The 26846-nt window shown below is 39.4% G+C and carries 21 protein-coding genes; 16 read left to right on the forward strand and 5 right to left on the reverse strand.

Annotated features, from left to right (window positions below):
• Positions 1-3 precede the first annotated feature (3 nt).
• From ACYQ2C_RS06380 to ACYQ2C_RS06430, 11 genes are all read left to right on the forward strand, one after another.
• Positions 4-816, forward strand: coding sequence for an SDR family oxidoreductase (locus ACYQ2C_RS06380; RefSeq protein ID WP_460100900.1), 813 nt, complete (start codon positions 4-6; stop codon positions 814-816).
• Positions 813-1505 (forward strand): tetratricopeptide repeat protein, encoded by a 693-nt coding sequence (locus ACYQ2C_RS06385; RefSeq protein ID WP_460100903.1) that lies wholly within the window; start codon positions 813-815, stop codon positions 1503-1505. The genes ACYQ2C_RS06380 and ACYQ2C_RS06385 overlap by 4 nt, the downstream gene beginning before the upstream one ends.
• Positions 1506-1519: 14 nt before the next feature.
• Positions 1520-2188 (forward strand): response regulator, encoded by a 669-nt coding sequence (locus ACYQ2C_RS06390; protein WP_460051505.1) that lies wholly within the window; start codon positions 1520-1522, stop codon positions 2186-2188.
• Positions 2189-2250: 62 nt separating this feature from the next.
• Positions 2251-3777 carry an ATP-binding protein gene (locus ACYQ2C_RS06395; protein ID WP_460100907.1) on the forward strand — a complete coding sequence of 509 codons (1527 nt, stop codon included), beginning with the start codon at positions 2251-2253 and terminating at the stop codon, positions 3775-3777.
• Entirely contained in the window at positions 3770-4135 is a 366-nt protein-coding gene (locus ACYQ2C_RS06400) for a cupredoxin domain-containing protein (protein WP_460051508.1), read from the forward strand. The genes ACYQ2C_RS06395 and ACYQ2C_RS06400 overlap by 8 nt, the downstream gene beginning before the upstream one ends.
• 3 nt (positions 4136-4138) lie before the next feature.
• Positions 4139-4933, forward strand: coding sequence for an FTR1 family protein (locus ACYQ2C_RS06405; RefSeq protein ID WP_460051510.1), 795 nt, complete (start codon positions 4139-4141; stop codon positions 4931-4933).
• Positions 4917-5624: a hypothetical protein gene (locus tag ACYQ2C_RS06410; protein WP_460051511.1), complete on the forward strand. Its 708-nt coding sequence runs from the start codon at positions 4917-4919 to the stop codon at positions 5622-5624. The genes ACYQ2C_RS06405 and ACYQ2C_RS06410 overlap by 17 nt, the downstream gene beginning before the upstream one ends.
• A gap of 909 nt (positions 5625-6533) precedes the next feature.
• Positions 6534-7388: a glutathione-dependent disulfide-bond oxidoreductase gene (yghU, locus tag ACYQ2C_RS06415; RefSeq protein ID WP_460051513.1), complete on the forward strand. Its 855-nt coding sequence runs from the start codon at positions 6534-6536 to the stop codon at positions 7386-7388.
• Between the two features lie 219 nt (positions 7389-7607).
• Positions 7608-8285, forward strand: a complete 678-nt coding sequence (locus tag ACYQ2C_RS06420; RefSeq protein ID WP_460100911.1) for a glutathione S-transferase family protein — start codon at positions 7608-7610, stop codon at positions 8283-8285.
• A gap of 512 nt (positions 8286-8797) precedes the next feature.
• Complete coding sequence (locus tag ACYQ2C_RS06425) at positions 8798-9205, forward strand: GNAT family N-acetyltransferase (protein WP_460100913.1); 408 nt, start codon at positions 8798-8800, stop codon at positions 9203-9205.
• A 287-nt stretch (positions 9206-9492) separates the two neighbouring features.
• Complete coding sequence (locus ACYQ2C_RS06430; protein WP_460100916.1) at positions 9493-10074, forward strand: carboxymuconolactone decarboxylase family protein; 582 nt, start codon at positions 9493-9495, stop codon at positions 10072-10074.
• A gap of 341 nt (positions 10075-10415) precedes the next feature.
• Here ACYQ2C_RS06430 and ACYQ2C_RS06435 read toward each other — a convergent pair whose 3' ends face one another.
• The 3 genes from ACYQ2C_RS06435 to ACYQ2C_RS06445 all read right to left on the reverse strand — a co-directional run bounded on the left by ACYQ2C_RS06435 (position 10416) and on the right by ACYQ2C_RS06445 (position 12779).
• A complete protein-coding gene (locus ACYQ2C_RS06435) occupies positions 10416-10823 on the reverse strand; it encodes an RNA 3'-terminal phosphate cyclase (RefSeq protein ID WP_460100919.1) in 408 nt (135 codons plus the stop codon).
• A gap of 29 nt (positions 10824-10852) precedes the next feature.
• A complete protein-coding gene (locus ACYQ2C_RS06440) occupies positions 10853-11452 on the reverse strand; it encodes an RNA 3'-terminal phosphate cyclase (RefSeq protein WP_460100921.1) in 600 nt (199 codons plus the stop codon).
• 97 nt (positions 11453-11549) lie between these two features.
• The gene (locus tag ACYQ2C_RS06445) at positions 11550-12779 is read right to left on the reverse strand and encodes an RtcB family protein (RefSeq protein WP_460100924.1); all 1230 of its coding nucleotides are present in this window, start codon (positions 12777-12779) and stop codon (positions 11550-11552) included.
• 335 nt (positions 12780-13114) lie between these two features.
• On the opposite strand from ACYQ2C_RS06445, the gene rtcR reads away from it, so the two are divergent.
• Complete coding sequence (gene rtcR, locus ACYQ2C_RS06450) at positions 13115-14722, forward strand: RNA repair transcriptional activator RtcR (RefSeq protein WP_460100927.1); 1608 nt, start codon at positions 13115-13117, stop codon at positions 14720-14722.
• Between the two features lie 165 nt (positions 14723-14887).
• On the opposite strand, the gene ACYQ2C_RS06455 is transcribed toward rtcR, so the two are convergent.
• Complete coding sequence (locus ACYQ2C_RS06455; protein WP_460051524.1) at positions 14888-15286, reverse strand: hypothetical protein; 399 nt, start codon at positions 15284-15286, stop codon at positions 14888-14890.
• A gap of 944 nt (positions 15287-16230) precedes the next feature.
• On the opposite strand from ACYQ2C_RS06455, the gene ACYQ2C_RS06460 reads away from it, so the two are divergent.
• Positions 16231-18285: a sulfatase-like hydrolase/transferase gene (locus tag ACYQ2C_RS06460; protein ID WP_460051526.1), complete on the forward strand. Its 2055-nt coding sequence runs from the start codon at positions 16231-16233 to the stop codon at positions 18283-18285.
• Positions 18286-19017: 732 nt separating this feature from the next.
• On the forward strand, positions 19018-20154 hold the full coding sequence (locus tag ACYQ2C_RS06465; protein ID WP_460051528.1) for a DcaP family trimeric outer membrane transporter: 1137 nt from the start codon (positions 19018-19020) through the stop codon (positions 20152-20154).
• A gap of 370 nt (positions 20155-20524) precedes the next feature.
• On the opposite strand, the gene ACYQ2C_RS06470 is transcribed toward ACYQ2C_RS06465, so the two are convergent.
• Positions 20525-21448 (reverse strand): LysR family transcriptional regulator, encoded by a 924-nt coding sequence (locus ACYQ2C_RS06470; protein WP_460051529.1) that lies wholly within the window; start codon positions 21446-21448, stop codon positions 20525-20527.
• Between the two features lie 184 nt (positions 21449-21632).
• Between ACYQ2C_RS06470 and ACYQ2C_RS06475 the strand changes: the two genes are divergently transcribed.
• A complete protein-coding gene (locus ACYQ2C_RS06475) occupies positions 21633-23339 on the forward strand; it encodes an L-lactate permease (protein ID WP_460100932.1) in 1707 nt (568 codons plus the stop codon).
• Between the two features lie 13 nt (positions 23340-23352).
• Positions 23353-26199, forward strand: a complete 2847-nt coding sequence (locus ACYQ2C_RS06480) for an FAD-binding and (Fe-S)-binding domain-containing protein (RefSeq protein ID WP_460100935.1) — start codon at positions 23353-23355, stop codon at positions 26197-26199.
• The last annotated feature ends 647 nt before the right edge of the window (positions 26200-26846 follow it).

A 26846-nucleotide genomic window follows, 5' to 3' on the forward strand; every position in this document is an offset into this window, starting at 1 on the left:
GATATGCAAATCGAAAATTCTAAAGTGCTATTGGTTGGGGCTTCTGGAGGAATAGGACAAGAGATTGCGAAAGAACTTGTTCTATCTGGCGCGAAGTTGTTGCTGGCCGGTCGCAGTGAACAAAAGCTAAAACTTTTGCAAGACGAGCTGGCATCAGTTGATGTCAGCTACACCGTGGTTGATTTTAAAAACAAATCAGATCGCATGAACTTCAAACAGGTTATGTCACAGTATCAAGCAGATATTATTATTAATTGCTTGGGCGTGAACGACCTAAGCCTACTCAGTGATATGAGCGATAGTGATATCGCTAACATGATGTTCACAAATCTCACTGTACCTACCATGTTGTGCCGTGATTTTGTTGATGCTTACAATCAACAAAAGCGTACCAACAAAGCGTTAATTGTCAACGTTGGCTCCATTCTTGGTAGCATTGGTTTACCGGGTTCTAGCGTTTATTGCGCTACCAAATTTGGTGTGCGAGGCTTGTCAGAATCCCTGCGTCGTGAATTGGCAAATTCTCCTATTGATGTTTTATATTTTGCGCCAAGAGCCACAAAAACGGCATTAAATTCCGCGGAAATTGACGACTTAAATACCGAGCTTGGCAATCACGTTGATGAACCGAGCTGGGTTGCCCAGCAGTTAATTAAAGCCATAAAAAATAAGGTGCGCAGTAATCTGTATTTGGGATTTCCCGAGTCTTTATTTGTTCGCATTAATGCTTTACTGCCTAATGTTGTTGATAAATCTATTCAAAAAAAATTGTCTACCATTATTAAATTTTGCAAGCGTGAAGGGGTTACATCATGAGTTCTATAACGGTTGTTTACCAACGATTGGGGTTTAATCCGTTCAAAATGACAACGGCAATTTGTGTGTTCGTTGCGAGTTTGCTCTCTGCAACTTCTTGGGCGGCTAACTCAGCGGATGAGGCTTTAAGTGATCTTCAGCATCAATGGGCACACATCTATTACGAGCTCGACGAAGATCAACAAGAAGAGAGCTTTGATAAGCTCCTTGATACCGTTGACAGTTATCTAAAACAATACCCAAAAAATGCAAACTTGTATGCTTGGAGTGGTATCATCAAATCTACCGCTGCCGGTACCAAAGGTGGTCTAGGTGCTTTAAAATTAGTCAAACAGGCTAAAAAAGACCTAGAAGAATCGCTCGAATACGACGCAACTGCGCTTCAAGGTTCTGCTTACACCAGTTTAGGTATTTTGCATTTACGCGTTCCCGGATGGCCGGTAGCCTTTGGCAGTAACAAAAAGGCGAAAGAATTTTTGGATAAAGCCCTAGCTATAAATCCAGACGGTATTGATCCAAACTATTTTTACGGTCAGTACTTGGTTGAAGAAAAACAGTTTGATGAAGCGCGTAAGTACTTTAACAAGGCTTTAGCGGCTAAAGATCGCCCAAATCGTCCCTTGGCAGATTCTGGTCGAAGAGAAGAGATTCGCCTTGCGCTAAAAGAAATTGAAGGCGCAGGCCGTTAGGAAACTAATCACGCATGAAAGTGCTTTTGGTAGAAGATAATAAAGATTTGTCGAATGCGTTGTCTCAGGCGCTAGTGCGTGAAAACTTTGTGGTGGAGTGCGCCTACGATGGCCAGAGCGCACTCCGCTATTTTGATTCGCTTGAACCTGATTTAGTGATTTTAGATTTAGGTTTGCCAGAGATCGACGGCTTCGGTGTTTTAAATCATCTTCGCAATCAAAAGCACACCACGCCGGTGCTTATTCTTACCGCTCGCAATGCGGTAGACGAAAAAGTAAAAGCGCTGGATTTAGGCGCCGATGACTATTTATCAAAACCTTTTGAAATGCCCGAATTATTGGCTCGATTACGAGCATTATCACGACGCGTGAACCTAGTATCCACCAGTAACGAAATTGTTGTTGGAACCGTAGTGCTCGATAGCGCCACACACGAAGTCGCAGTAGACGGCGTTAAACTCTCGCTTCCCAAAAAAGAATACATGACGCTTAAGGTATTAATGGAAGGTGTTGGTCAGGTAAAAACCAAACAAATTCTAGAAAGTAACTTGTATTCTTGGGGTGAAGAAATTGGCAGTAACGCCATAGAGGTGCACATTAGTAACCTGCGCAAAAAACTTCCCGAAGGATTTATCAAAACCATTCGAGGTGTTGGTTATTTAATTCCTAAAGTAGGGAGTTAATCGCTATTTTTCCGTCTTCTGTACGCACCTTTCTCGCCGTTGTACTGCTCTCGGTAATTTGTTTGACCAACTTTATTGCTGCGTTACACGGCTTTAAAGAAAGTGCTAAATCCGCTGCTGATTTGTTGGATAGCCAAGTCACCGAACGATTTGGTGTTATCGAAACTCTGGTTAAAACTCTGCATAATGCCAGTTATGTTCAAACTGAAAACGAAGCCGTTGCTTTAAAATTACCGATTCCGAGTGATTTATTTGACGAGCATACTTTTTTTCAAGTGATCGACAATGGCGTTGTATCTATAGCCTCTAATAATGCACCGAAAGAACCTTTATTTTTACATGAGCCTGGCTTTCATACTTTCAGCTACAATGCTCATCGTTGGCGAACCAAAGCGGATTTCTTATCCGAGGCAGTCACAGACGATGCCGCCGAATTTAATCTTAGAATTAACCAGTTTCAACCCTATATTGTGATTGGTTTTCAATCAAATTCTTATACGACCTTAACCGAGCAAATTATTTTAAAAGCCATTTTACCCACCATTTGGGTATTACCTTTGTTGGGTATTTTGGTGTGGTTGATTATTCGTCGCGGTTTAGCGCCTTTATCGCAATTGGCGAATTTACTGGCCAATCGTAATACCCGCGATTTAAGTGCGCTGGAATTACAGAAATACCCCGTTGAAATGGCGCCAATTGTGAGCGCGTTAAACGGCTTATTTGAGCGCGTAAAAATATCTTTCGATCGTGAAAAACGTTTTTCTGCCGACGCAGCTCACGAGCTTAGAACACCACTGGCTATTTTAAAGTTACAACTCCACAACCTGCCAGAAAACGTGAAACAAGATTCCGTTTGCGACGATATGAAAAAGTCCATTGATAGAATGTCAGGTGCCATCGATCAGTTATTAACGCTACACAGAATTGGCGGCGAGCAGTTTGCGAATAATTTTAAGTCGATTAATCTGGTTGAGCACTTGGGTGCAATGGTTGCCGATTTTTATCCGGTATTAGCATCGCGTAATCAAACTTGTAATGTCATCGCTCGACGAGTTTCGGGGCTTTATCGTGAAGATAATATTCCTCTTATTTGCATTCGCGATGATGAAGCTTTTTTTGAACAAGAAACCTTAAAATTAGGTAATTTTAATAATCTACAGAGTTTAGAAAAAACAGATATACTCAATACCCATGAAGAAGTCGATAATATATTGCTCGATTGCGAACCTTTCGCTATTGAAATTTTATTTCGAAACCTTTTGGATAATTCCAGTAAATACGGCAAGAACGACTGTTTTATCGTGGTAAGCATTAGCGAATACGACGACTTTATCGACATATTGGTTGAAGATTCTGGCCCAGGAGTACCAGAAGCAGAGACCGCTAAGGTTTTTGATCGATTTTATCGGCTCGATGGCGATAAAAATAATTCTAATATTCAAGGATCAGGATTAGGCTTATCCATCGTTAATGAGATTGTTTGTTCTCACCAAGGTAAGATTCGAAGCATTCCGTCACCTAATCTAGGTGGTTTTTGCGTTCGTATGAAATTTCCTAAAAAATATAATGACGAGACCTCAAATGCATAGTGTGAGAAAGTTTTGCAATCAAAGGTTTTTAGGCCTAACAAAATTGTTTGTTGCCTTGATTGTGTGCATGAGCGCGTCTTTTACCTTTGCAGCCAAACCCGAGTTCGAGCTGCGCATTAAAGATCATTTATTTTATCCTTCAGAGCTGCATGTTCCCGCTAATGTCAAGATCAAGTTGTTGGTGCTCAATGAAGACAGCACTCCCGAAGAGTTTGAAAGTTACGAGCTCAACCGAGAAAAAGTAATACTTGGTAACAGTAAATCGGTTATTTTTATTGGTCCTTTAGCGCCTGGAATTTATCCTTTTTTTGGCGAGTTTAATATTACCACAGCGCAAGGCGTGATTATCGCGGAGTGATTTATGTTGTTGCCTGTAATTGTATTGGTGTTGCGTGAAACATTAGAGGCAAGCCTACTAATAAGTGTTCTGTTATCCATCAGCCGTATTTATGATGTTTCTAATCGTTGGCTTGCCGTTGGTTTTTTATCGGGTATTTGTTTTGCGGTAATTTACGCACTAAATCTTAGTGCGCTATCTGAAAGCTTCGAGTACATGGGGCAAGAAGTTTACAACGCTTTTGCCATGTTTTTGATTACTGGTTTACTGTTTTGTTTGTGCGTCATGCTAAGCTTTTCGGTCAGCTTTAAACGATTGCTGATTATTGTTATGGCGATAACCGTAGCGTTTGCTATTTCTCGCGAAGGTGGTGAACTGTTTGTATTTTATTCAGGGTTTATCATTACGGATCAAAATTTTGTATACGCCGCTACCAGTGGATTTATTGGTATGGCAATTGGTTTTAGTGCGGGAGCATTGTTGTATTACAGTCTAATAATGGCCGCAGAATATAAAGTGCTCAAATTAATACAAATATTTTTTATTACTTTAATTGCTTCTGGTATGAGCTTACAGGCCGTTCAGTTATTGATTCAGGCTGATTGGCTACCTGATATCGGTACGGCTTGGGATTCCAGTTTTATCTTGCCGGAATCATCTATTTTAGGTCAAATTGCTTATGCATTATTCGGTTACGAATCTACGCCAACATGGTTAGAAATTATTGCCTACGGTATTGCGTTATCGTTAATGCTTATAACATTTGCTCTCTCGCTATTTAAAAAGTCTGTAAGAAATACATATGTCGCAGCCCATTAAATTCTCAAGCTTATTACTTTTACTGTCGTCAAGTGCCGCATTTGCCGGTACTACCTCAGTCGATAGAGTTTACGACCCTTATGTTCAGCCGTTGGAGCGCGAAATTGAATTTCGCAACGTGCTCGAACACGATCCGTTCGCGGGTAACGATGTCTGGAAAACACGATTTGGGTATGGTCAATCTTTGTCTGAGCGTTTGTTTCTTGAATTCTATGTGGTCGGAGAAAAAGAACAAGGCGAAGCGATTGAAGAAGATTCCTACGAAATTGAGCTTAAATGGCAATTAACAGAGCAGGGCGAGTACAGTAGCGATTGGGGTTTGTTGTTTGAATTTGAAGATGAACTTGGTCAAGATGTTCTTGAAGCTGCGGTTACCTTAATTGGTTTAAAAGAATACAACCGCTTTATTTTTACTGGGAATTTATCGGCAATTATTGAATGGGGCGGAGATATTAACGATGAATTCGAAACGGCCTTTGCCGGACAGTCTCGCTACAGACTGAGTCAAAGCTTTGAACCAGGCCTAGAACTTTATCAGAGTGAAACTACCTCTGCGTTTGGTCCGGTATTTTCGGGAGTCGTTAAATTAGGTGGAAGGAAACGACTGACTTGGGAAACCGGAATTTTATTTCCATTGGATGATGAAACCGCCAATCAAACCTACAAAATTAATTTTGATTTTGAGTTTTAAATGTTATTCGGTTAATAATGAGGTGAAATTTAACGTAATCGGCTTTGTCGATGAGCTATATTTTAAATATAGATGTTGAAGGTTTTGCACGAGCGCTTTTTGGATTGAATTTAAAATTAAACCAACGGTATAATTTTAAATGCTATTAAATGGATAACATTTCGCTCCAGCCTTATAAAACCGTTCTAACCATAAATAAATTGATTATGGATTAATTGCATCTAAATGCATTGATCTTGATGTTATCTTCCCGCTGCACATGACTCAGTCGAACAGTTTAAATGAAAGGCTTGTTCAAAAATTTCGATGCCCATCTTTAAAACTTGATCCTATCTAAAATAATTACCTCGCGTTAATATCCTTCATTAGTTTTATTAATTTCTATCTAAGCTCACAGCCAAGATCGTTAGACTTAAATGGAAAATTCCAGCACATTCTATGGTGTTTTTTCAGTTTCGTTCAGTAGTTAAGCAATTGGTATCTCTGATTAACTTCGCCATGATTTAATCAAAAGACAAACCGTGATGACATGTTCTGTGTTGCTGGAAATTGTAGGTTAATCAGAGTTTCATATTGTTTACTATGTTGATTAATTTAAATACGTTTTTGGTAATTGGTAGCTTGAAATTAGTTAGATTCAAGAAAATCGATAATCAAGCGATGATCAGATTCACTCCGTTTGTATTGTCCCTGAGAAAGAAAGGCTCGTTGGTAATTACAAATACGGTTCCCAAAATCCATCGGCGAGATTCTATTTTTATAGCCAATGAAAAATACAATTAGGTTATTTTAGCGGTATTTAGGTATAGAACTTAATTGCTGCGCAGTTAGTCTCAACAAAACTTTAAACATGCTAATTCTTAAGTTTTTCAATAATTAGAATAGCTAAAAATTAATTGGAGAAAAAACATGGCTGATGAATATCAACCACCAAAAATCTGGACTCTAAACAGCGATGGCCGAGGTAAATGGGACAAGGTAAATCGCCCAATTTCTGGAGCCACCCATGAAAAAGAATTACCTCGCGGCGAACATGCATTTCAACTCTATTCTCTAGGAACTCCTAACGGGCAAAAAGCCACCATTATGTTTGAAGAGTTGCTAGAGGCGGGTGTTAAGGAAGCTGAATACGATGCCTTTTTAATCGATATTGGTGAGGGTGATCAATTCTCCTCAGGTTTTGTAGGTGTTAATCCAAACTCAAAAATTCCTGCTTTATTGGATTATTCGGGTGAACAACCGGTACGCGTATTCGAGTCTGGCGCTATCTTATTATATCTCGCAGAAAAATTTGGCAAATTCATTCCAGAAAACCCCGCTGAAAAAGTGGAGATGATGAACTGGCTGTTCTGGTTGCAAGGTTCTGCACCTTATCTTGGTGGCGGGTTCGGTCATTTTTATCATTATGCTCCAATAAAAATCGAGTATGCAATTGACCGCTATACCATGGAAACCAAACGTCAACTCGATTTATTAAATAAAATATTGGGAGAGCGACAATATTTATCAGGCAGTGAATACACTATTGCCGATATTGCAACTTGGTGTTGGTACGGTTTATTGGTTAGAGGAGCCTTGTACGACGCTAAGGAATTTTTGCAAGTACACGAATATGAAAATGTTGTGCGCTGGGCAAACGAAATTTATAAAAGACCCGGTGTTAGAAAGGGCCGTATTGTTAACCGTACTTGGGGGCCTGAAAACGAACAATTAAGAGAACGTCACAGTGCCAGTGATTTTGATGGTCTCAATATTACCGACTAAGACTTATTACCAACTAAGCCTTAAGGAGCCTCTGATTAATTCATACATGAATTAATCAGAGAATAAAATATTAAAACACGACGTTTAATATTTTCTCTACATTAATTGCTTGGCATTCTTTAAGTCAGCAACGGCTTCTTGTATTGCTTAGAATTCTGAACAAATCAGGATTTTTATAAATTTACATTAGTTAAATAAAAATATTGTTAGGACTAAAACATGATCAAATTTTATTTCCACCCTACACCAAACCCAATGAAAGTTGCCCTTATTTTTGAAGAGCTGGGTTTAGACTTTGAAGTTGTCCCCGTAGACACCATGAAGGGTGAACAACATTTACCTGCTTTTACCGCAATTAACCCAAATGCAAAAGTTCCAGCAATTGATGATGAAGGCACGATTGTTTTTGATTCCAACGCGATTTTAATTTACATCGCTGAAAAATACGGAAAAGAATTGCTCGGCGCCGATGCCAATAGAGGCGAGTTACTATCTTGGATGATGTTCATTGGCACTGGTATTGGGCCGTTCTCCGGACAAGCTGTTCATTTTCAACATTTTGCGCCCGAAAAAATAGAATACGCAATTAATCGCTATCGTCGAGAGATTCAGCGTTTATATGGCGTGCTCGACGCTAAATTAGCCGGAAAAGAGTACATAGTGGGTGATTCCTATACCATCGCAGACATTTCTGCGTGGGGTTGGTTAGACCGCGTAGGTTTTGTTTTGGGTGAAAACGCATTAGACGACTATCCAAATCTAAAAACTTGGTTTGCATGCATTGATGCTCGACCCGCCGTTGAAAAAGCTCGCAAAGTAGGCAGTGACATTCAATTCAAAAAAGAACGTGACGAAGAAGCTCTGCGTGCAATGTTCCCACAAAACTACGCTAAATAAAGTTTAGGAATTTCTGATTAAGTCAAGAGTGAATTAATTAGGGGTTCTCGTAAAAAGTTAGATAAAAAGCGAGTAAACGTAAGTTGCTCGCTTTTTTTATAAATGAATTTTATTTTCAATTTTCCTAGTAGACCATTCTGATTGATTCCTTTTGCATTGCTTTATCATACAATCAAATTATGAGCCAGTGATTATAAATGCCTAGAGGAATCTCTGATTAACTCATCCATGATTTAATCAGAGGGAAGAAATTGAAAATGCGATTTCCAATTTCTTCACAATTTCATTCACTTACCGTTCTTGAAATTGGCGACACATCCTTGTGTCGCTAGAAACTCTAAGTTAATCAGAGTTTCCTAGAATTAATTACGATACTTAGAGTTAATCAGAAGCTCCTTAATTCTGTTGTAATTAAAGTAAAGGTTATGAACGAATAACTTAAAAAGATAACGAAAGATAAAGAAGATATTATCATCTCTTTATTTAATTGTTATATCTACGAATTTTCGGCTATGTTAAATAGTAATCTACCCACAAACGGTTGTTACTTTAAACATAAACATTTAATCGAACTCTATTGGAGTGAATCTGATCATATCCCTTATTTTATTGAAGTGAACGATGAAATCGCAGGATTTGTGTTTATTCAAAAATTTCCCGAAGATAACGAAAGATACGATATCGATCAATTTTTTGTGTTAAAACGTTATTCTAGGCAAGGGATTGGTCGTAGTGCATTTAATTTGTGTGTTCAATTATATCCCGGGAAGTGGCTAATAAGAGTGCTTAAAGAAAATAAAAGGGCACTTGAATTTTGGCAAAATTCCATTAATGCAATAACTAATGGGCAGTTCAACCATTCTTATAAGCTTGACCTTGAAACAGAAATGCATTTTTTTCGATTTACGGTTAACACATAAGATCTGTTGCGGTTTATTGCAATAAACCGGAGTAACTATAGGATAAACTCTGATTAAATCATGGATGTGTTATTCAGGGGATTTTTATATAGGCTAAGGTCAACCGAAAGACAGTTTATCAACTCATGGTAACCGTTATAAAATATTTTGACAGGTTACTTGTTGTGGTGTAACTTTTACAGCCATACAACGGTTTTTGCTCATAATTATGACTTTTATTTTAAAAAGTCATGTTGGGTAAATATCAAACTAAATATGGTTATAAGAGCAGGTTTAATAAGAGAATTATGTCACATTTTCCGTTATTTGAAAAAGAAAACGCCCCCGAAGGCTCTGTAGCTTGGTTAGAAAAGGCTGAGCAAAATTTTGGTCTTATTCCTAATGTAGAAAAAGTTATGGCGCTTAGCCCGCAATTATTAGCGGGCTACACGTTTATGTGGGATGAGTTCGAAACCTCTTCGTTTGATGCGCAAGAAAAACAAGTGATTTATATGACGGCTAATTTCGAAAATGACTGCCATTACTGTATGCCATGGCACACAATTTTGGCCGATAGCAGTGGTCTTAGTAAAGACGATGTTAATGCCTTGCGCGGTGGTGGTAGACTGTCTAACCCTAAACACAATGCCTTGAGTGAATTTACCAGCCGTATGATTTTAACGCGCGGTAAGGTTTCTAAAATGCAGTTACAAGAATTTTTCGATGCGGGTTATTCTGATCAACAAGCATTAGAAGTGGTGCTAGCATTGGCGATTAAATTAATCAGTAATTACACTAACTCTATTGCTGGTACGCCGCTGGATAAAGAAGCTCAACACAATTTGTGGAAAAAGCCTTACGCGGATATTCGTATTGACGGTGAAGACTGATCGCTAATTTAACGATTTAACTCACTAATTTAAATTGATAAATTAGTGAGTTAATACAAAACCTTATGAGCTTTGTATTAATTGATAGCAGTTATTGCTCGAAGCTAAGGTTGCTTAGAAACCTACTTCTTGAGTTTTCTAAGCAATAACTATTGGAACCTCAGATTAACTTATCCATGATTTAATCTGCGGGCAGCAGCTGACAATTCAATTCCCAATTTCTTCACCATTTCAATCGTTTACCGTTCTTGAAATTGGCGATACATCCTTGTGCCGCGAAAAACTCTAGGTTAAACAGAGTTCTCTATTCTTAAACTACGTCTAATTTCAATTCCTCTTTTTTATTCGCAGATAATTTTATATTTAGTGTTGGTTTGTTCGATTCTTAATGTTTTCGAATCTATTTTATTTTCTTTTAGTATTTTGTTTGCGGTATCTATATTAGTTTTTAAATGAGAACTGATATTACTAGTAACAAATTCCCCTCCATCACCCAAAAGCATGGGTAGAATAAGTTGATCAGAAAGATATTCTCCCACGGGTGTGTTGTTTTTGATGTATTCACGGGTTTTGCCAGCCACCTCTCGTGCGACCTTTTCAGCGGCTAAGCCTTTTGCGCCCAGAGATTCTACATACTCAATAGCGTTACCGCTTTCAATGGTAATACCTACGGCATTACCAGCGCTGATTGAGTTAAGATTTTTTTCTGTAATTTGATTGTCGCGAAGATCGAGTTGCTCTTTAAGCACATTTTTTTCGCGTTCAAAAATATTGTGCTTTAGATTTGAAATATTAACCGTGGCATGTATTTTTTAATTTTTTCTCTGGTTGTTAAGCTTAATACTTTTGAGGATTCTTTAGGGTAGATTCTACACCGCCATAATCCACCTCCGGCAGGGTAATAACCAGCGTTTTCTAAGTGCGCGTCAAATTTATAACCCAGTTTTTCAACCATGGGTTTAAAACATTCAATTAAGTAATTGTAGCTTGGGGCAAATGGATTGTGTGTGCCACCTTCGAATGTTACGTCACTTATTTCGTTAGTTTGCGTTAATGCTAAAAATATTGTTTGAAAAATAAGTGTTGTACTGCCAGCACTACCAACCGAAAAGTGGAATTTACCGGCTGTTATATCACATGGTATAAACGTAACTGATTGTGAGCCTAGTTCTGCGTTTACAACCTTTGCCGAACAGACTTCTTTTGCCGCATTTATACACGCGAGGTGCTGGCGCATTAAACCCGGTTTTGGTCTGCCAGCTCGAATATTATTGATGGTAATCGGAATTTTTGAACACATGGCAAGCGTTAATGAGGTTCGTAAAATTTGGCCGCCACCTTCACCGAGTGATCCATTAATTAATAGTATTTTGTCCATAGTTATATTCGAATTTTTTTGTTGCTTTAAATTTTTTAGCGTTAATTAGAAGAACACTTCCTTGTGTTAATAAAAAACCTGTTCAATTAAAATTACCTTAACCTTTTACGCAAACCACTTGCTTAAGGGTGTAAACAATTTCTACCAAATCTTTTTGCGCTTCCATGACTTTTTCGATAGGTTTATAGGCAGAAGGTGTTTCATCAATTACGCTAGCATCTTTACGGCACTCTACATTTTCAGTAGCCTTTTTATGCTCCTCTAAACTGACGACTTTTTTCGCTTGCGTACGCGACATAACTCGACCGGCACCGTGGCTACAGCTGCAAAAGCTTTCTTCGTTACCAAGGCCGCGTACAATAAACGATTTTGCACCCATGCTGCCGGGAATAATCCCCATCTCACCTTTACGCGCACGTACAGCACCCTTACGAGTAACTAAAACGTTTTTGTCGTAATGGTTTTCACGCGATACATAGTTGTGGTGACAATTTACGGCTTCTATATTGGCTTCAAAGTTAAAGTTTAATACCGATCTCGAAGCATTAATGACGCGCTGCATCATCACCTGGCGATTAATTTTCGCAAAATTTTGCGCCCATTCAACCGCCTCAACATAATGATCGAAATGTTCCGAACCTTCAGGTAAATACGCAAGATCACGATCGGGTAATTGAATCATCCAGCGTTCCATTTCTTTTTTCGCAACTTCAATAAAATGCGTACCAATTCGATTACCTACGCCGCGCGAGCCGCTATGCAACATAAACCATACGCTTTGGTGTTCATCTAAACACATTTCAATAAAATGGTTTCCCGTACCCAGTGTTCCTAGATGGTTTACATTGTTGGTATTTTTTAAAATGCGGTGTTTTTCTTTTAAAACATCAAATTGTTGCGATATAGGCAGCCAAGCTTGAATTACATCTTCCGGTAAATTATGCCAGGCACCAACGTCGCGAGTGTTTCTACCGCGACCAGAACTTCTGCCATGGGGTACGGCTTTTTCAATGGCACAACGCATTTCAAATAGGTTATCGGGTAATTGTTTGGCGGTCATATTGGTTTTAACGGCCATCATGCCACAACCAATATCAACACCTACGGCCGCCGGAATTACCGCGCCTACCGTTGGTACCACGCTACCAATGGTAGCGCCTTTACCAAGGTGTACATCGGGCATTGCTGCCACCCATTTATGTACAAACGGCATTCTGGAGATATTGGCCAATTGTTGTTTGGCCTCTTCCTCAAAGGCCACGCCGCGTGTCCAGGTTTTAATCGGTACTCCACCAGCTTCCATGATGTCGTAGTTTCTAGTGCTCATAATCATTCCATTTATATACAAGGAGTTTTTGTGCTTTGCACAATACTGTTGTTATACGACTCGATAATCAGTGTTGCGTTTTACTATCGATCTTGTTTTTTTACAGAGCGATAGCTGTGCCAGATATTGAATTTAAGCGGTAAATATTTGCTTTTTAATGGTTAACTTATTGAAATATATATAAATATGGTATTTGAAATTATTCTGCTTATTTGTCCGTTGGTAAACATCACACTGATTTATCTATCATATATATTATTCGTATATCTAAAAAGATATGATTACATATCCGTGGGTTTACTGGTTTTTCGTGTTGAGTTGTTAAAGAGTTGGTTATGAAAACGGTTGTTATTGGTATTTTAGGTACGGTTCTGGATAACCGAGGGCAGGGCAAAAAACGCTGGGAGCGTTGGCGGCCAACGGTGTCTATTTGCCAGCAAGAAGATGTATTGATCGATCGTTTTGAGTTGTTGCTGGATAAAAATTCAACACGACTGGCCGAGCTTATTGCGAAAGATATTGCAGTGGTGTCGCCTTCTACGAAGGTTAATTTTCATTTTATTGATTTCAGTAATCCGTGGGATTTTGAAAGCGTTTATGGCTCACTCTTAGATTTTGCACGTTCTTATACCTTTAAACCGCAAAAAGAAGACTATTTTATTCATATCACCACCGGCACTCACGTTGCGCAAATTTGCTTGTATCTGTTAAACGAGGCGCATTATTTGCCCGGTAAACTGCTGCAAACATCGCCGCCACCGCGTGATAGGTCAGCAGAAGGTAAATACCAAATTATCGATTTAGATCTTTCTAAATACGATCAAATTGCCTCGCGATTTAAAAAAGAACATCAAGAAGGCACCGATTATTTAAAAGGTGGAATAGAAACACGCAACAAACAATTTAACGCCACCATTGCGCAATTAGAAAAGGTGTCTATCAAATCAAAAGAACCGATTTTAATTATGGGGCCAACCGGTGCGGGTAAATCACAACTGGCAAAACGAGTTTACGAACTGCGTAAACAACGCGGCGGCCTTACCGGTGAATTAGTAGAAGTAAACTGCGCAACACTGCGTGGCGACAATGCTATGTCAACGTTGTTTGGTCATAAAAAGGGTTCTTATACCGGTGCAACAACCGACAGGCTTGGATTATTAAAACAAGCCGATGGAGGTTTACTGTTTTTGGACGAAATAGGCGAGTTAGGATTAGACGAGCAAGCGATGTTGTTACATACCATCGAGACTAAATCTTACATGCCGTTAGGCTCCGATAAACCAATAACGAGTAATTTTCAAATTATTGCCGGTACCAATAAAGATTTAACATTACATGTTGAAAGTGGCGAATTTAGAGAAGATTTACTCGCACGAATCGATTTATGGACCTATTACTTGCCGTCTTTAAAAGAGCGACTAGAAGACTTAGAACCTAATATTGATTACGAACTAGAGCGCTATTCGTCTAAAGAAAACAGTTTAGTATCTTTTAATACTAACGCTCGATCAAAATACCTGCAATTTGCACGATCACCACAAGCTAGCTGGCGAGGTAACTTTCGTGACCTTAACGCCAGTATTATTCGCATGGCTACCTTAAGCAGCGGCGGGCGTATTAACGAACAGGTCGTAACCGAAGAAATTGCTCGTCTACAGAAGAAATGGCAGCCTAACTCAAATACGGTTAATCACCAAAAAACACAACTAGAGGATCTTAAACAACTTATAGGTGATTCTGCCTTTGAAGAGCTGGATTATTTTGAACAAGCCAAATTGTGTATTGTTGTAGACGTCTGCCGAAGCAGCAGCAATATGGCCGAAGCCGGCAGGATACTGTTTAATAAAAGCAGAGAGACCAAGGCATCGAGTAACGATTCGCACCGCGTTAAGCAGTTGCTAGTAAAGTATGATTTAACGTTTGTGCAAATAAAAAATAAGTGAAAAATTATAAAACCTTCAATTTAGTCATCCATAATGTAATCGAAGGTTTTATCTTAAATATTAACTTAAAAACTGGTTATATTGTTTTTTTCGGCAGACTTTTTAATGGAATAAAAGTCTTCAAGGATGCCTAAATACTTTATAAATTTTTTGCAATTTGAAAAGTTAATTTATTTGAAATCTTAATCGATGTTCTCCGGTAAAAGGATTTTGTGTAATTACTAAAAGGCTGCAACTTGATGATGGTTCGGCTCCGCGTGAAAATGTATAAATACCACCCATTCTTATTGTTGACCAATTAAATCTGCAGGATTGAAATGTAATAATTCCTGAGTCTACTAAATCTCCTGGTGTTCTTGATTCATGTATTGACGGAGGATCATTAGATATGAGTACTGATGGAATGGCAGGATATATTGAACCAGAAACATTAGTTCCGTTTATCAATTGTTGGTCTCTATTTTTTATATTTTCGAACTCCACTATGGTTACCACATCTGCAAGGGATAAGTTCGAGAAACTTGTGATAAAAATAAGTCCTAAAATATATTTGGTGATCTTCATAATTTTTCCAGTTATTTAAAGGGTTTTTTCTTTCTGAATTTCTACAGGGGTTTTATAGCTTGCTAGAAGCCGAAAACACTTTAAACTAAATTTTCTAAGTCGATAATATAAATGGGCGCCACAATAGAAAGTCATGCGACTTTTTTAATATGTATTTAATTTTAGGATTATTAAATGATATTACAGTTTCTGCTGATATAATTTTTCTGCTATTAAATTGGTAATCTGTTATATGTCTGTCATTAGTGTGTAATTGAATGTAATAGATTGATATGAATATTTATGATTTTAAATATTTATTTTTTGATATTTAAATTCGCGATATCTCAATTGGGTATTGGTCGTTAATAATTTAATAAAGTCGTTGATTTTTGTTTGTGAAATGATTTTTAATGTTTGTTCATTGTTTATGTTTGAGATGTTAAGTTACGGATTGATAAGTTGGGACAGTTATTGTTTGGTTTGATTTAATCAATTTAAATGTTGCTTTTATTTTGTATGTTTTTCTGGGTGTTGCAGAAGCTGTTTTCACCTAAATTTATTGAGCATGAGTGATCGTGATGATTTCCGTAAAAGATTGTTTCAATGCTCAAAATAAAAAAACCTTGATTAACCTAAAACGTTTTATGGCAGATAGAAGCGTTACTAATTCTCATATCTATAAATAATTTAAATTGTATAAAAATAAAAATTGTATTTTTACCGATTTTCTTTAAAAAACGAACATGTGCTAATTGGCGTCTTCTACTTAATGAGGTCTTGTTTAGTAGTAGTTTCTTTAGTGCTTTAGTGAGAGTCTTTTTTAATGAGAGTCTGTTAAATAAGAGCTTCTTTGATAGAAATTTCTCGGTTAATCATTATTTTTACATGCCGTACTTAATGTTGAATTTATAAGACACAAAAAATAATTATTTCATGACCGTCTTTTAAAAGGATTCCGATCTATGACTTCCTCTAAACGTCCCAATATTCTTATGATTATGGTAGATCAAATGCGATTTCCACGATTTGCATTTGGCGATAATCACGGCTTTGTTGAACCTATGAAAAAGATCATTGGTTTTCAGGGCAACAACAATGATGCTAACGAATATAAACAGTATTTTCCTGGCCTTTGGCAATTGCGGGAGAATTCTGTTGTATTAAGAAACCATCGCATTGCATCTAGTGCTTGTGTTCCCAGTCGGGCTGCGTTATTTACTGGGCAGTATGGTACCAAAACCGGCGTGCTACAGACCGATGGTTTATTTAAAGATGGTGCCGATGAGAACTTTCCTTGGTTGCCTAAAAAAAGTTTTCCAACCATTGGTTCGTACATGAAATCCGCCGGTTATACTTCACATTATTTTGGTAAATGGCACATTTCGGGAGAGGAAACCAGCAGCTTAGTTGATTACGGTTTTAGTGATTGGGAGTTGAGTTATCCTGATCCTCACGGCGCTTTACCGAATAATCTGGGACATTATCGTGATTATCAATTTGCAGATAATGTGTGTGCGTTTTTAAAACGTCAAGGTTTGGGTATTCCTTACAGCATTGCAAATGCGAGGGCAAATGTTGCAGAAGCTGAAGGTAAGCCAAACGTAAATCCGCCATCGCCCAGCGATACTCCTACGCCATGGTTTGCGGCTGCTTCTTTTACTAATCCACATGACATTGCATCTTATCCCGGATTGCCCGGATACGTGTGTGACCAATCATTAGCGGATGCATCTTATACTTTAGCAGTGCCTAAGGCGGGTACTAAGGCAAATATTCCGCTTGGTGGAACCACTGCAATTACTTTAAATAAAAAATCTTTTCCGCAGAATAACGCTGAGGTAGCTCCAAACTGGAATGAAGACTTAATAAACAATAATAAGCCTTTTTGTCAGTTCGAATACAAATATAAAATGGGTTTATCTTTGGTTGCCAAAAGCGGGCGCATGGTTTCGCAACAGGCACTAGATAACGGTAAAATTACTCGTAAAGAACAACTGCCTGCTGCTGTAGCCTACAGTTTAAATACGAACGATGTTGGTTTGCCATTTTCTCTTACGCAAGATCCCGAGTTAGCAAGCCGTGCATTTATGCAGTATTACGGTTATTTAATCAGTGAGGTCGATGAGCATATCAGTGCAACCTTGAAAGCACTTGAAGATTCTGGACAGGCCGAAAATACCATTATTATATTTTGTCCCGATCATGGCGAATACGGTGCTTCACATGGTACTTTAATGGAAAAATGGCATTCGGCTTATGAAGAGGTAATTCATGTACCGGTTGTTGTTAAATATCCAACATCAATGCATTCGGTTCCCAATGGTTTGCAACAAATCGATAAGATTACCAGCCACATAGATATTTTACCGACAATTTTAGGTTTAGCCGGCATTACCACAGAGGATATGCCCAATTTGCAAAATAAACTCCTGGCAGAAGGGTACGAAGTTGCTCCGATGCCTGTTGGTGAAAATCTCAGTGATTTAATACAAAATCATAAAAAATCTGTTAATAATGCTCGTAAAAGTGTTTTATTTATAACCCACGATACAATTACTGAACCTTTACCGCCGCCCGGCCGGTCTCAGGCTTCAACTTTTGAGGATGACTCACACGAACTAACTAATTTTCGTGTATTCAATGCCTTGGTTCATAAATTAATTACTGATGCAAAAACATCCGGTAATTCGAGTGAACTGACAAAGTTAACCGAAGGCCCGGTAGCTCACCCGAACAATGTTCATGCAATTATTGAAGAAACCGGGTGGAAGCTAGTACGTTATTTTGACAGTGTAGACATTAATTTACCGGCTCAGTATGAATTATACGATTTGAACTCTGATCCCAACGAAATCACCAATTTATTGCAGTACAACGCAGTATTTCCAACGCCGGTGGCAAACGCTAATTATTCTGATGCAGAAATAATCGATAAAGCCATTAGTTTGTTAGCGCAGTTAAAAACGTTAGAAGTGAATCAATTAGGACAAGCTTACGTAACAGAGAAATTACCGTAATTTGGCGGTTAATTTATTGGAAACTCTGATTAACCTAGAGTTTCTCGCGACACAAGGATGTGTCGCCAATTTCAAGAACGGTAAGTGATTGAAATTGTGAAGAAATTGGAAATCGCATTTTCAATTTCTGCCCTCTGATTAAATCATGGATGAGTTAATCAGAGGTTCCTATTGTTTAAATGTAAGAAATTCTGAATAACTTTGAATTTTCTGATTAATTTTGAATTTATAGCGACACATGGATGTGTCATCAATTACAAGAACGGTAGGTGACTGTAATTGTGAAGAACTCAGTAAGTATCTTTTTGATTTTGTCCGCTGATTTTTATTCACTCATTAAATCATGGAAGAGTTAATGAGTGGTTCTTAGAGTTTCTATTGTCTAACAAAAATTTGTATTTATGTTTATGAACTTTTTAAACATGTTTGCTCTAAGTGATGTGGTTGTTTTTGATAGAACGCTAGTTAAATAACATGCGCTAGAATGAACGTTATTGTAATTTGCGTTCTTTTCTAAAATTATGACTAATTCTGTATTTAAATTGAAAAATGTTGCCTGTTATACTTTAGTCTACACCTCTTAAATATTTCTTATTTTTTCGCCAATTTTTCCATTTGCTAATTTTTGGAAAAAGTTCTCGTATTAAACTTTGTTTATCGACTTATTCTTTATTTCTATATTCCTTCTGGATTCTCAGTAATCAAACAATAAAAACAAACAGAGGGAATGATATGTCTTTTTCCAATCGTACTTGGCTTTGTCTTCCGGCCATTCTTTTTAGTTGTTCAGCCGTTCTAAATTCTGCCCAAGCTGCTGTTGAGTTGGTGAGTGTAGAAACCTCTGCGGGTACTGCAAAAGTAAGTTTTGGTGGCTATACCAAAGTAGATGTTCGCCACGTTAACGGTGATATTGCTTATCAAGATTATTGGGTTGCCAATTTTCCGGGTGGTGCACCTCGTGAAACTTCGCGTACGGGTTTTAACGTTCGTGAATCACGCATTAATTTTAAAGTAGAACATCCAGATGTCTCTGCATTCGTAGAATTCGATTTATACGGTGGCGGCGGTAACGAAGTTGTGAGCAACTCTTCAAATCCTCGTTTGCGACATTTTTATTTAACGTACAAAAATTGGTTAGCGGGTCAAACTTGGACTACGTTTATGCCTTTACAAGCATTACCAGAATCTTTAGATTTTGGTGGTCCGCATGTGGGTGAAGCGTTTGTTCGTCAGGTGCAAGTTCGCTATACCACAGGCCCTTGGCAGTTTGCCATTGAAAACCCAGAGACCAATGGCGACGGTGATGTTGGTACTCCGGCCAGTGCAGTTGGTTTAAGCGGCGATGAAGCTGATCCAGATGAAGCGAATCCAGATGTTGTAGCGCGTTATAATTACAACAATTCTTGGGGTACTTTCTCGGCCAGTACGTTGTTGCGTCAGGTTGATCAGGGTGGTTTAGATGATTTTGCGGTTGCCTTAAACGTTGCCGGTAAAATTAAAACCTTTGGTAAAGACGATTTCCGTTTCCAAATTACCACGGGTGATCCAGGTCGTTATGTTGGTGCGGGTTTAACGCCGGATGTTGTTGTTGATCCCGATACTGGTCGCAACGAAGTTGAATCTACCGATGCGTTTGCGGTTGCTTATCGTCATTTTTGGACCGATATTGCACGTTCAACCGTTTATTACGGCCAAGCTGAAACCGATGTGTTAGGTCGTGAGCGCGCGCACTGGGCGGTAAACTACATTACTAATTTAACGCCTAAATTAAGTGTTGGTGCGGAATTGGGTAATTATTCTATTGATGATGAAGGTATCGACGGAATCGATTCGGATTACTTACAGTTTTCTGCTAAGTTTGATTTCTAAGAAATCTTGTTAAAAACTCGGTTTTGCTCGGGTTTCTTAAACACAGGGACGTGTTTTAGATTAACCAGAGATTCATTAAGAGTAGGTGTTGCTATTTTTAAATAGTAGCCATTTAAGACTACTTCAACTGATGGTTATATTTGATTTAATAAAACATTCTTTTAAATTATTTTCCTGCCTGTATTCTGTTACTTCTACCGTCTTCTAAAAACTCTTTAAAGGCTCTCTAAAAGTTCTTCTAAAAATCGGTTAAAGCTCAGTATTGCTGTTTAGTCTTGAAGGTATTTTTGGTAAAAAAAACGCTTTGCAGCTGATTTTTACCTGAGCACGTTCCGTTGAGCAGTATCCTTGCTAATTTTCCAAATCTTTCTTAATAAAAATATTCTTTCTTGTCTAAATAAGCTTGCCGTAAGTGCTCTACCAGCAGTTTAATTCTAAGGTCTGGCAGGCGAGTTCTTGGGTAAACCGCGTAAATACCCAAACGTTTACCAACGTGTTCGGCCATTATCGAGACTAATCTTCCCGCCAGTAAATCTTCGTGCACCAGTACACGTGGCAAATACGCAATGCCAAGCCCCGTTAAGGCAGCCTGTCTTAGCGCTTCTAAGTCGTTGGCGTTTAAGCTACCGCGCACATGCACTTGAATATCTTCGTTATCACGCTTTAACGCCCAGTGATCGAGTCCGGCACCTTCGTATTTATAAATCATACAGTTATGGTCAGATAAATCTTCGGGTTGCTCCGGTTTGCCGTTGCGCGTTATGTAGGTCGGGCTTGCACAAATAATCCATTGCGAATCGATAAGTCTGCGCGCGATAAGGCTAGAGTCTTCGAGGTGTGCCGTACGAATGGCGAGATCAAAGCCTTCTTTTATAAGATCAAAACAGCGGTTATCTGGTGTAATTTCTACCGATATCTCTGGATAGATGGCGCAAAACTTGGCAATGGCGTTATTGAGGACAAAACGCGCAGAAACCACCGGCATGGTGATTTTAATGTTACCGCGAATCTCGTTACCGTAGCCGGTTACGGCATCTTCGGCTTCTTGAATGGCAAGTTTAGCCAGCCGAGATTTTTGATAAAGCACAATGCCCGCGTCGGTAAGACTCAATTTGCGGGTGCTGCGATACAGCAGTTGCGCATTAAGCGCCTGCTCTAGGCGGGCTATTCGCTTACTAACCACTGAATTACTCAGTTCTAGCTGCTCAGCAACCCGAGAAAATGATCCTGCCTCTACAACATAAGCAAAAAGCAATATGTCATCGGCTTTGGCACCGTGCTTATGATTTGTCATTATATAAAAAAAAGAAAAAATGTTGTTTCCATTTGATCATATATCAGCAGGGATCAGATTGGTACTGTCCTGCTTCTCGTTAAACCTTGCCTTCTACGTTGATATACGTGAAAGCTTTCGGTAACGGAAACCATAACCAGATAACCACAATAAAACAATAAATTAAAAAAACGGAGATGTACCCATGTCAGACTGGATTTATGGGCTGGTTGCCTTATCACCCATCGCATTGTGCGGCGTATTACTTTTAGGATTACAGTGGCCTGCCAAAAAAGCGATGCCGGTGGCATTGGCGGCAACCATAGCAATTGCATTATTTATTTGGCAGATGACTTTAACCCGGGTAATGGCTTCGGTATTACAAGGTGTGATAGTCACTGTTTCTGTTCTTTGGATTATTTTTGGGGCTATTTTCTTACTTAATACCTTGCAACGTACCGGTGCTATTAGCGTTATTCGCCATGGCTTCACCCACGTTTCACCCGATCGCAGAGTACAAGCCATTATTATTGCTTGGTGTTTTGGCACCTTTATAGAAGGTGCTTCTGGCTTTGGTACACCCGCAGCCATTGCCGCCCCCTTAATGGTGGCCATTGGTTTTCCGGCATTAGCGGCCGTGCTTATGGGTATGATGATTCAAAGTACTCCGGTTTCGTTTGGCGCGGTAGGTACACCGATTGTTATTGGTGTAACCAATGGATTAGACAGCGCTGCTATTGGTGCTACGCTTGAATCGCAAGGGTCAAGTTGGGCGCAGTTTCTTCAGGTAATCACCAGCGAAGTTGCCATAGTTCATGCCATTATCGGTACCTTTATGCCGATTTTTATGGTGTTTATGTTGACGCGCTTTTTTGGCAAAGATAAAAGTTGGAAGCATGTTGTAGAAATAATCCCTTTCGCGTTGTTTGCCGGAATAGCCTTTACACTTCCATATATGATCACCGGTTTATTACTTGGACCAGAATTCCCATCGTTGATTGGCGGCATGGTAAGTATGGCGATTGTGGTTACCGCGGCAAAACATGGATTCTTAATTCCTAAAAATACATGGGATTTTGAAGCGACCAATCTTTGGCCAAAAGAGTGGTTTGGTACCCTAACCATTAAAGAAGAAGACACCGGCTACAATCCCAAAATGCATGCAGTCATTGCTTGGGTTCCTTATTTATTGGTTGCGCTTTTATTGGTGGCAACTCGTGTATTCCCAGATATTAAAGCGTTATCAAACGGCATTTCTTGGACTGCAAAAAGCATTCTAGGTGAAGCCGGTATTAACGCGGGTATTGCACCTTTGTATCTGCCCGGCGGTTTATTGGTGATTTCTGCGTTGGTGGCAGCATTCCTTCATTGTCGCGGCAGTAATTCTTTTAAATCTTTAGGTTATGCTGCCAAAGAGTCGAGCAAAACATTATTAGGTGCGGGATTCGTTTTATTATTCACCATACCCATGGTTAGAATTGTGATTAACTCCGGCGTTAACGTGGGTGACTTGGCGAGTATGCCAGTGGCCAGTGCGCAATTATTTGCCGATATTTTTGGCCAGCTATTCCCGTTTATCAGCCCAACCATTGGTGCTTTGGGTGCCTTTATTGCCGGTTCGAATACGGTATCTAATATGATGTTTAGTCAGTTCCAGTTTGAAGCTGCGCAAACCTTAGGTATTTCAACCGCATTATTAGTCGCTACCCAAGCGGTGGGTGCTGCCGCCGGAAATATGATCGCAATTCATAACGTTGTTGCAGCTTCTGCAACCGTGGGCCTTGTGGGTCGAGAAGGTGCAACTCTGCGTAAAACCATTATTCCTACCGTTTACTACGTAGTTTTTGCGGGCTTACTCGGTTTAATTGCAACCTATATTCTTGGGGTTACAGACCCACTGTTGGCGAACTAACAGGAACACAGGCATGACTCAGTTGGATAGCGGATTTTATTCTGAAATAAAAACAATCTTAAAATCCGAACAAATCATTGAAGATATTACGCGTCGGCGCGCGCTTGCAACCGATGCCAGTTTTTACCAGCTCATTCCCGAGCTGGTATTAAAGCTCGACACTCAAACACAGGTTCAGCAAGTATTACGCCTGTGTCATCACTACGGTGTGGCGGTTACCTTTCGCGCGGCAGGCACCAGTTTATCGGGACAGGCCGTTACCGATTCGGTATTGATTGTCTTAAGCGATCAATGGCGCGGCCACGAAATACTGGATGACGGTGAAAGAATTCGATTGCAGCCAGGTGTAGTGGGTGCCGATGCTAATCGCTATTTAAAAACTTTTAAGCGTAAAATTGGCCCCGATCCAGCATCGATTAACGCCTGCAAAATTGGCGGTATTGTTGCCAATAATGCTTCGGGCATGTGTTGTGGTGTTAGTCAAAATACTTACTACACCATGCAAGACATGACCATTATCTTGGCCGATGGTAGTCGTGTAGATACCAGCGACGCGCAAAGTGTTGCCGAATTTACCACTTCTCACGCCGAGCTTTTGTCGCAATTAAAAGCTCTTGGCGACGAAGTAAAAGCCGACACCGAATTAGCCGATTTAATTCGCCATAAATATCGCCTAAAAAATACCACCGGATACGCCATAAATTCATTAGTTGATTTTGATGATCCGTTAGATATTTTAAAACACCTCATGGTGGGTTCAGAAGGCACGCTCGGCTTTGTGGCCGACGTGGTTTACAAAACTGTTGTTGAACACGAACATAAAGCCAGTGGTTTATTTTTATTCGCCACCGCCCAAGATGCCTGTAAATTAGTTGCCGAACTTAGCCGTCTACCCGTTGATGCTGTAGAACTGTTAGACCAACGTGCGTTAAATTCCGTAAAAGGCAAGCCCGGCTTACCAGATTCTTTTTGCGATAATCCCGATTCATCGACGGCATTATTAATAGAAACTCGCGCTGCCAATGCTAATTTATTGCAAGACAATATTCAGCGTTTAAATAGCGTTATCGACAGTTTTAAACCCACACAAACCATATCCTTTAGCACAGACACGGTTCAAAACGATAAATTATGGGCCATTCGTAAAGCTACGTTCCCCGCCGTGGGGGCGGTGCGTAAAACCGGCACCACGGTTATTATTGAAGACGTTGCATTCCCCATTGATAAAATGGACGAAGGCCTAGCACAACTGCAAAAACTGTTTGATAAATACGGTTACAGCGAAGCCATTATATTTGGTCACGCGCTTGCGGGTAATTTGCATTTTGTATTTACGCAATCGTTTGAAACGCAAGCAGAAATCGAACGCTACGACCAATTTATGCAAGACGTAGCGCAACTGGTTGCCATTGATTTAAAAGGTTCGTTAAAAGCAGAACACGGTACAGGCCGCAACATGGCGCCATTTGTAGAGCTAGAGTGGGGCGCTAAGGCCTATCTGGTGATGCAAAAGCTAAAAACCATTATTGATCCAGAATTAATTTTAAACCCCGGCGTTATTTTAAATAAAAATCCGCAGGCACATATTAGCGATTTAAAAGAACTACCTGCCGCTAATGATATTGTTGATAAATGCATTGAATGTGGTTTTTGTGAACCGGTTTGTCCGTCGCGAGACTTAACCTTAACACCGCGTCAACGTATTAGTTTGTGGCGTAGAATTCAAAAATTAAATGCACAACCTTCGTTAAGCGACCAAGAACAGCAAGAATTATCCGAATTAACGCATTCTTATCAATATTATGGTGTTGATACCTGCGCAGCTACCGGACTGTGTGCACAACGCTGCCCGGTAGGAATTAATACCGGTGATTTAATTCGTGATATTCGTGCACAAAACCTGGGTAAAAATTCGCGGTTAATTGCTAAATGGAGTGCAGAAAACTTCTCGGTGGTAACCAAAATTACCGGCGTAGGTCTTGCTGTTTCGGGCGCCGCAACGCGTTTGTTAGGTGCCGATACCACAAACAGTATTGGTAAAAAATTACACAGTGTGAGTGATAAGGTACCGCTTTGGTACTCAGAATGGCCCACCAAAGCCGAGACCATTTATGCATCGAATCGTATCGATGACGAAGAAAAAACTCTGGTGTATTTTCCGAGTTGTGCCAGCCGAACCATGGGCCCGGCAGCGAGCGACAAAGACCAACGCAGTCAATTTCAAGTGGCCAAATCGGTATTTGCCAAAGCCGGATACAAACTCATTGTCCCCGATGAATTGAGCAATTTATGCTGCGGAACGCCGTTTTCCAGCAAAGGTTTACCCGATTTAGCACAACAAAAAGCCAATGAGCTAATTAAGCAACTTAAAATCGTTAGCCAAGACGGTGAGTTGCCTATTGTATTTGATACCAGTCCTTGTCGTTTTCAAATTGCAGAATTGGCTGGCAAATTAAAAATTTACGAAACCTTCGAATTTATTGCCGAGTTTTTATTAGACGAACTAGAGTTTGAGCCCACAACAGACCCAGTTGCCTTGCACGTTACCTGTAGTACCCGAAAGATGGGTGGCGAACATTATCTGCGCAAAATTGCTAAGGCGTGTTCAAATAACGTTATAGAACCCGAACACATTGAATGCTGCGGTTTTGCCGGTGACAAGGGCATGTTTGTACCAGAGCTAAATCAACAAGCACTAAAGCCTTTAAAACAACAATTGCCAGATAACTGCACGCAAGGCTACAGCAACAGTCGTACTTGTGAGATTGGTCTATCGCATCACGCCGGTATTCCCTACAAGTCACTGATGTATTTGCTCGATTCGGTAACCTCTGAAAAAACCGAAGAAAATGCAAATTAGACTTATAGGAGTCTCTGATTAACTCATCCATGATTTAATCAGAGAACAGAAATTGAAAATGCGATTTCCAATTTCTTCACAATTTCAATCACTTACCGTTTTTGAAATTGACGACACATCCTTGTGTCGCTAGAAACTCTGGGTTAATCAGAGTTTCCTATACAAAGGTTATTTAAGACCAAATAACCAATTGTTAAAAACTCTCTTCTGGGCTTGTGAATGGTCTCTTTGCAAACTCTTTTGCCAGGCTTTTTAGCCTGGCTTTTTTTATTTTAACATCAAGCTTTTTAAACGTATAAAATTCAAATTTCACCGTTCGCGTACTTTTTTCAACATTTTTAAGCCTACATCACATTAAAGATGTGAAAACCTCTCGTTAAATTAAAACTAGTCGTTGGTTCAATTAAACGAACGAATACCATTGGTAAATGTTTTGAAATAATTTTTAAAACTTTTACAAGTTCTCCTTAAAAATAATACCTCAAAATTAACAAATACCTATAAGTTGTTGATACTTATAGGTTAACAGAAGTTGGAATAGCCTATGCATTATCTCTGGTGTATTTAAAATTCGCGGTTTCAAGTAATAACTGCAATTTCATAACGCAGCGAGTAAATCAACTCGCTGTCCCATAAATAATTCATTA

It is taken from the genome of Sessilibacter sp. MAH3, from assembly GCF_054658275.1.

Bases quoted from the DNA above. Each gene is read 5' to 3' on its own strand.
- yghU (WP_460051513.1), top strand. From the start codon at position 6,534: ATGGCTGATGAATATCAACCACCAAAAATCTGGACTCTAAACAGCGAT.
- ACYQ2C_RS06385 (WP_460100903.1), top strand. From the start codon at position 813: ATGAGTTCTATAACGGTTGTTTACCAACGATTGGGGTTTAATCCGTTC.
- ACYQ2C_RS06445 (WP_460100924.1), bottom strand. From the start codon at position 12,779: ATGAGCACTAGAAACTACGACATCATGGAAGCTGGTGGAGTACCGATT.
- ACYQ2C_RS06380 (WP_460100900.1), top strand. From the start codon at position 4: ATGCAAATCGAAAATTCTAAAGTGCTATTGGTTGGGGCTTCTGGAGGA.
- ACYQ2C_RS06470 (WP_460051529.1), bottom strand. From the start codon at position 21,448: ATGACAAATCATAAGCACGGTGCCAAAGCCGATGACATATTGCTTTTT.
- ACYQ2C_RS06405 (WP_460051510.1), top strand. From the start codon at position 4,139: ATGTTGTTGCCTGTAATTGTATTGGTGTTGCGTGAAACATTAGAGGCA.
- ACYQ2C_RS06460 (WP_460051526.1), top strand. From the start codon at position 16,231: ATGACTTCCTCTAAACGTCCCAATATTCTTATGATTATGGTAGATCAA.
- ACYQ2C_RS06420 (WP_460100911.1), top strand. From the start codon at position 7,608: ATGATCAAATTTTATTTCCACCCTACACCAAACCCAATGAAAGTTGCC.
- ACYQ2C_RS06410 (WP_460051511.1), top strand. From the start codon at position 4,917: ATGTCGCAGCCCATTAAATTCTCAAGCTTATTACTTTTACTGTCGTCA.
- ACYQ2C_RS06400 (WP_460051508.1), top strand. From the start codon at position 3,770: ATGCATAGTGTGAGAAAGTTTTGCAATCAAAGGTTTTTAGGCCTAACA.
- ACYQ2C_RS06390 (WP_460051505.1), top strand. From the start codon at position 1,520: ATGAAAGTGCTTTTGGTAGAAGATAATAAAGATTTGTCGAATGCGTTG.
- ACYQ2C_RS06465 (WP_460051528.1), top strand. From the start codon at position 19,018: ATGTCTTTTTCCAATCGTACTTGGCTTTGTCTTCCGGCCATTCTTTTT.
- ACYQ2C_RS06455 (WP_460051524.1), bottom strand. From the start codon at position 15,286: ATGAAGATCACCAAATATATTTTAGGACTTATTTTTATCACAAGTTTC.
- rtcR (WP_460100927.1), top strand. From the start codon at position 13,115: ATGAAAACGGTTGTTATTGGTATTTTAGGTACGGTTCTGGATAACCGA.
- ACYQ2C_RS06425 (WP_460100913.1), top strand. From the start codon at position 8,798: ATGTTAAATAGTAATCTACCCACAAACGGTTGTTACTTTAAACATAAA.
- ACYQ2C_RS06430 (WP_460100916.1), top strand. From the start codon at position 9,493: ATGTCACATTTTCCGTTATTTGAAAAAGAAAACGCCCCCGAAGGCTCT.
- ACYQ2C_RS06440 (WP_460100921.1), bottom strand. From the start codon at position 11,452: ATGGACAAAATACTATTAATTAATGGATCACTCGGTGAAGGTGGCGGC.
- ACYQ2C_RS06475 (WP_460100932.1), top strand. From the start codon at position 21,633: ATGTCAGACTGGATTTATGGGCTGGTTGCCTTATCACCCATCGCATTG.
- ACYQ2C_RS06480 (WP_460100935.1), top strand. From the start codon at position 23,353: ATGACTCAGTTGGATAGCGGATTTTATTCTGAAATAAAAACAATCTTA.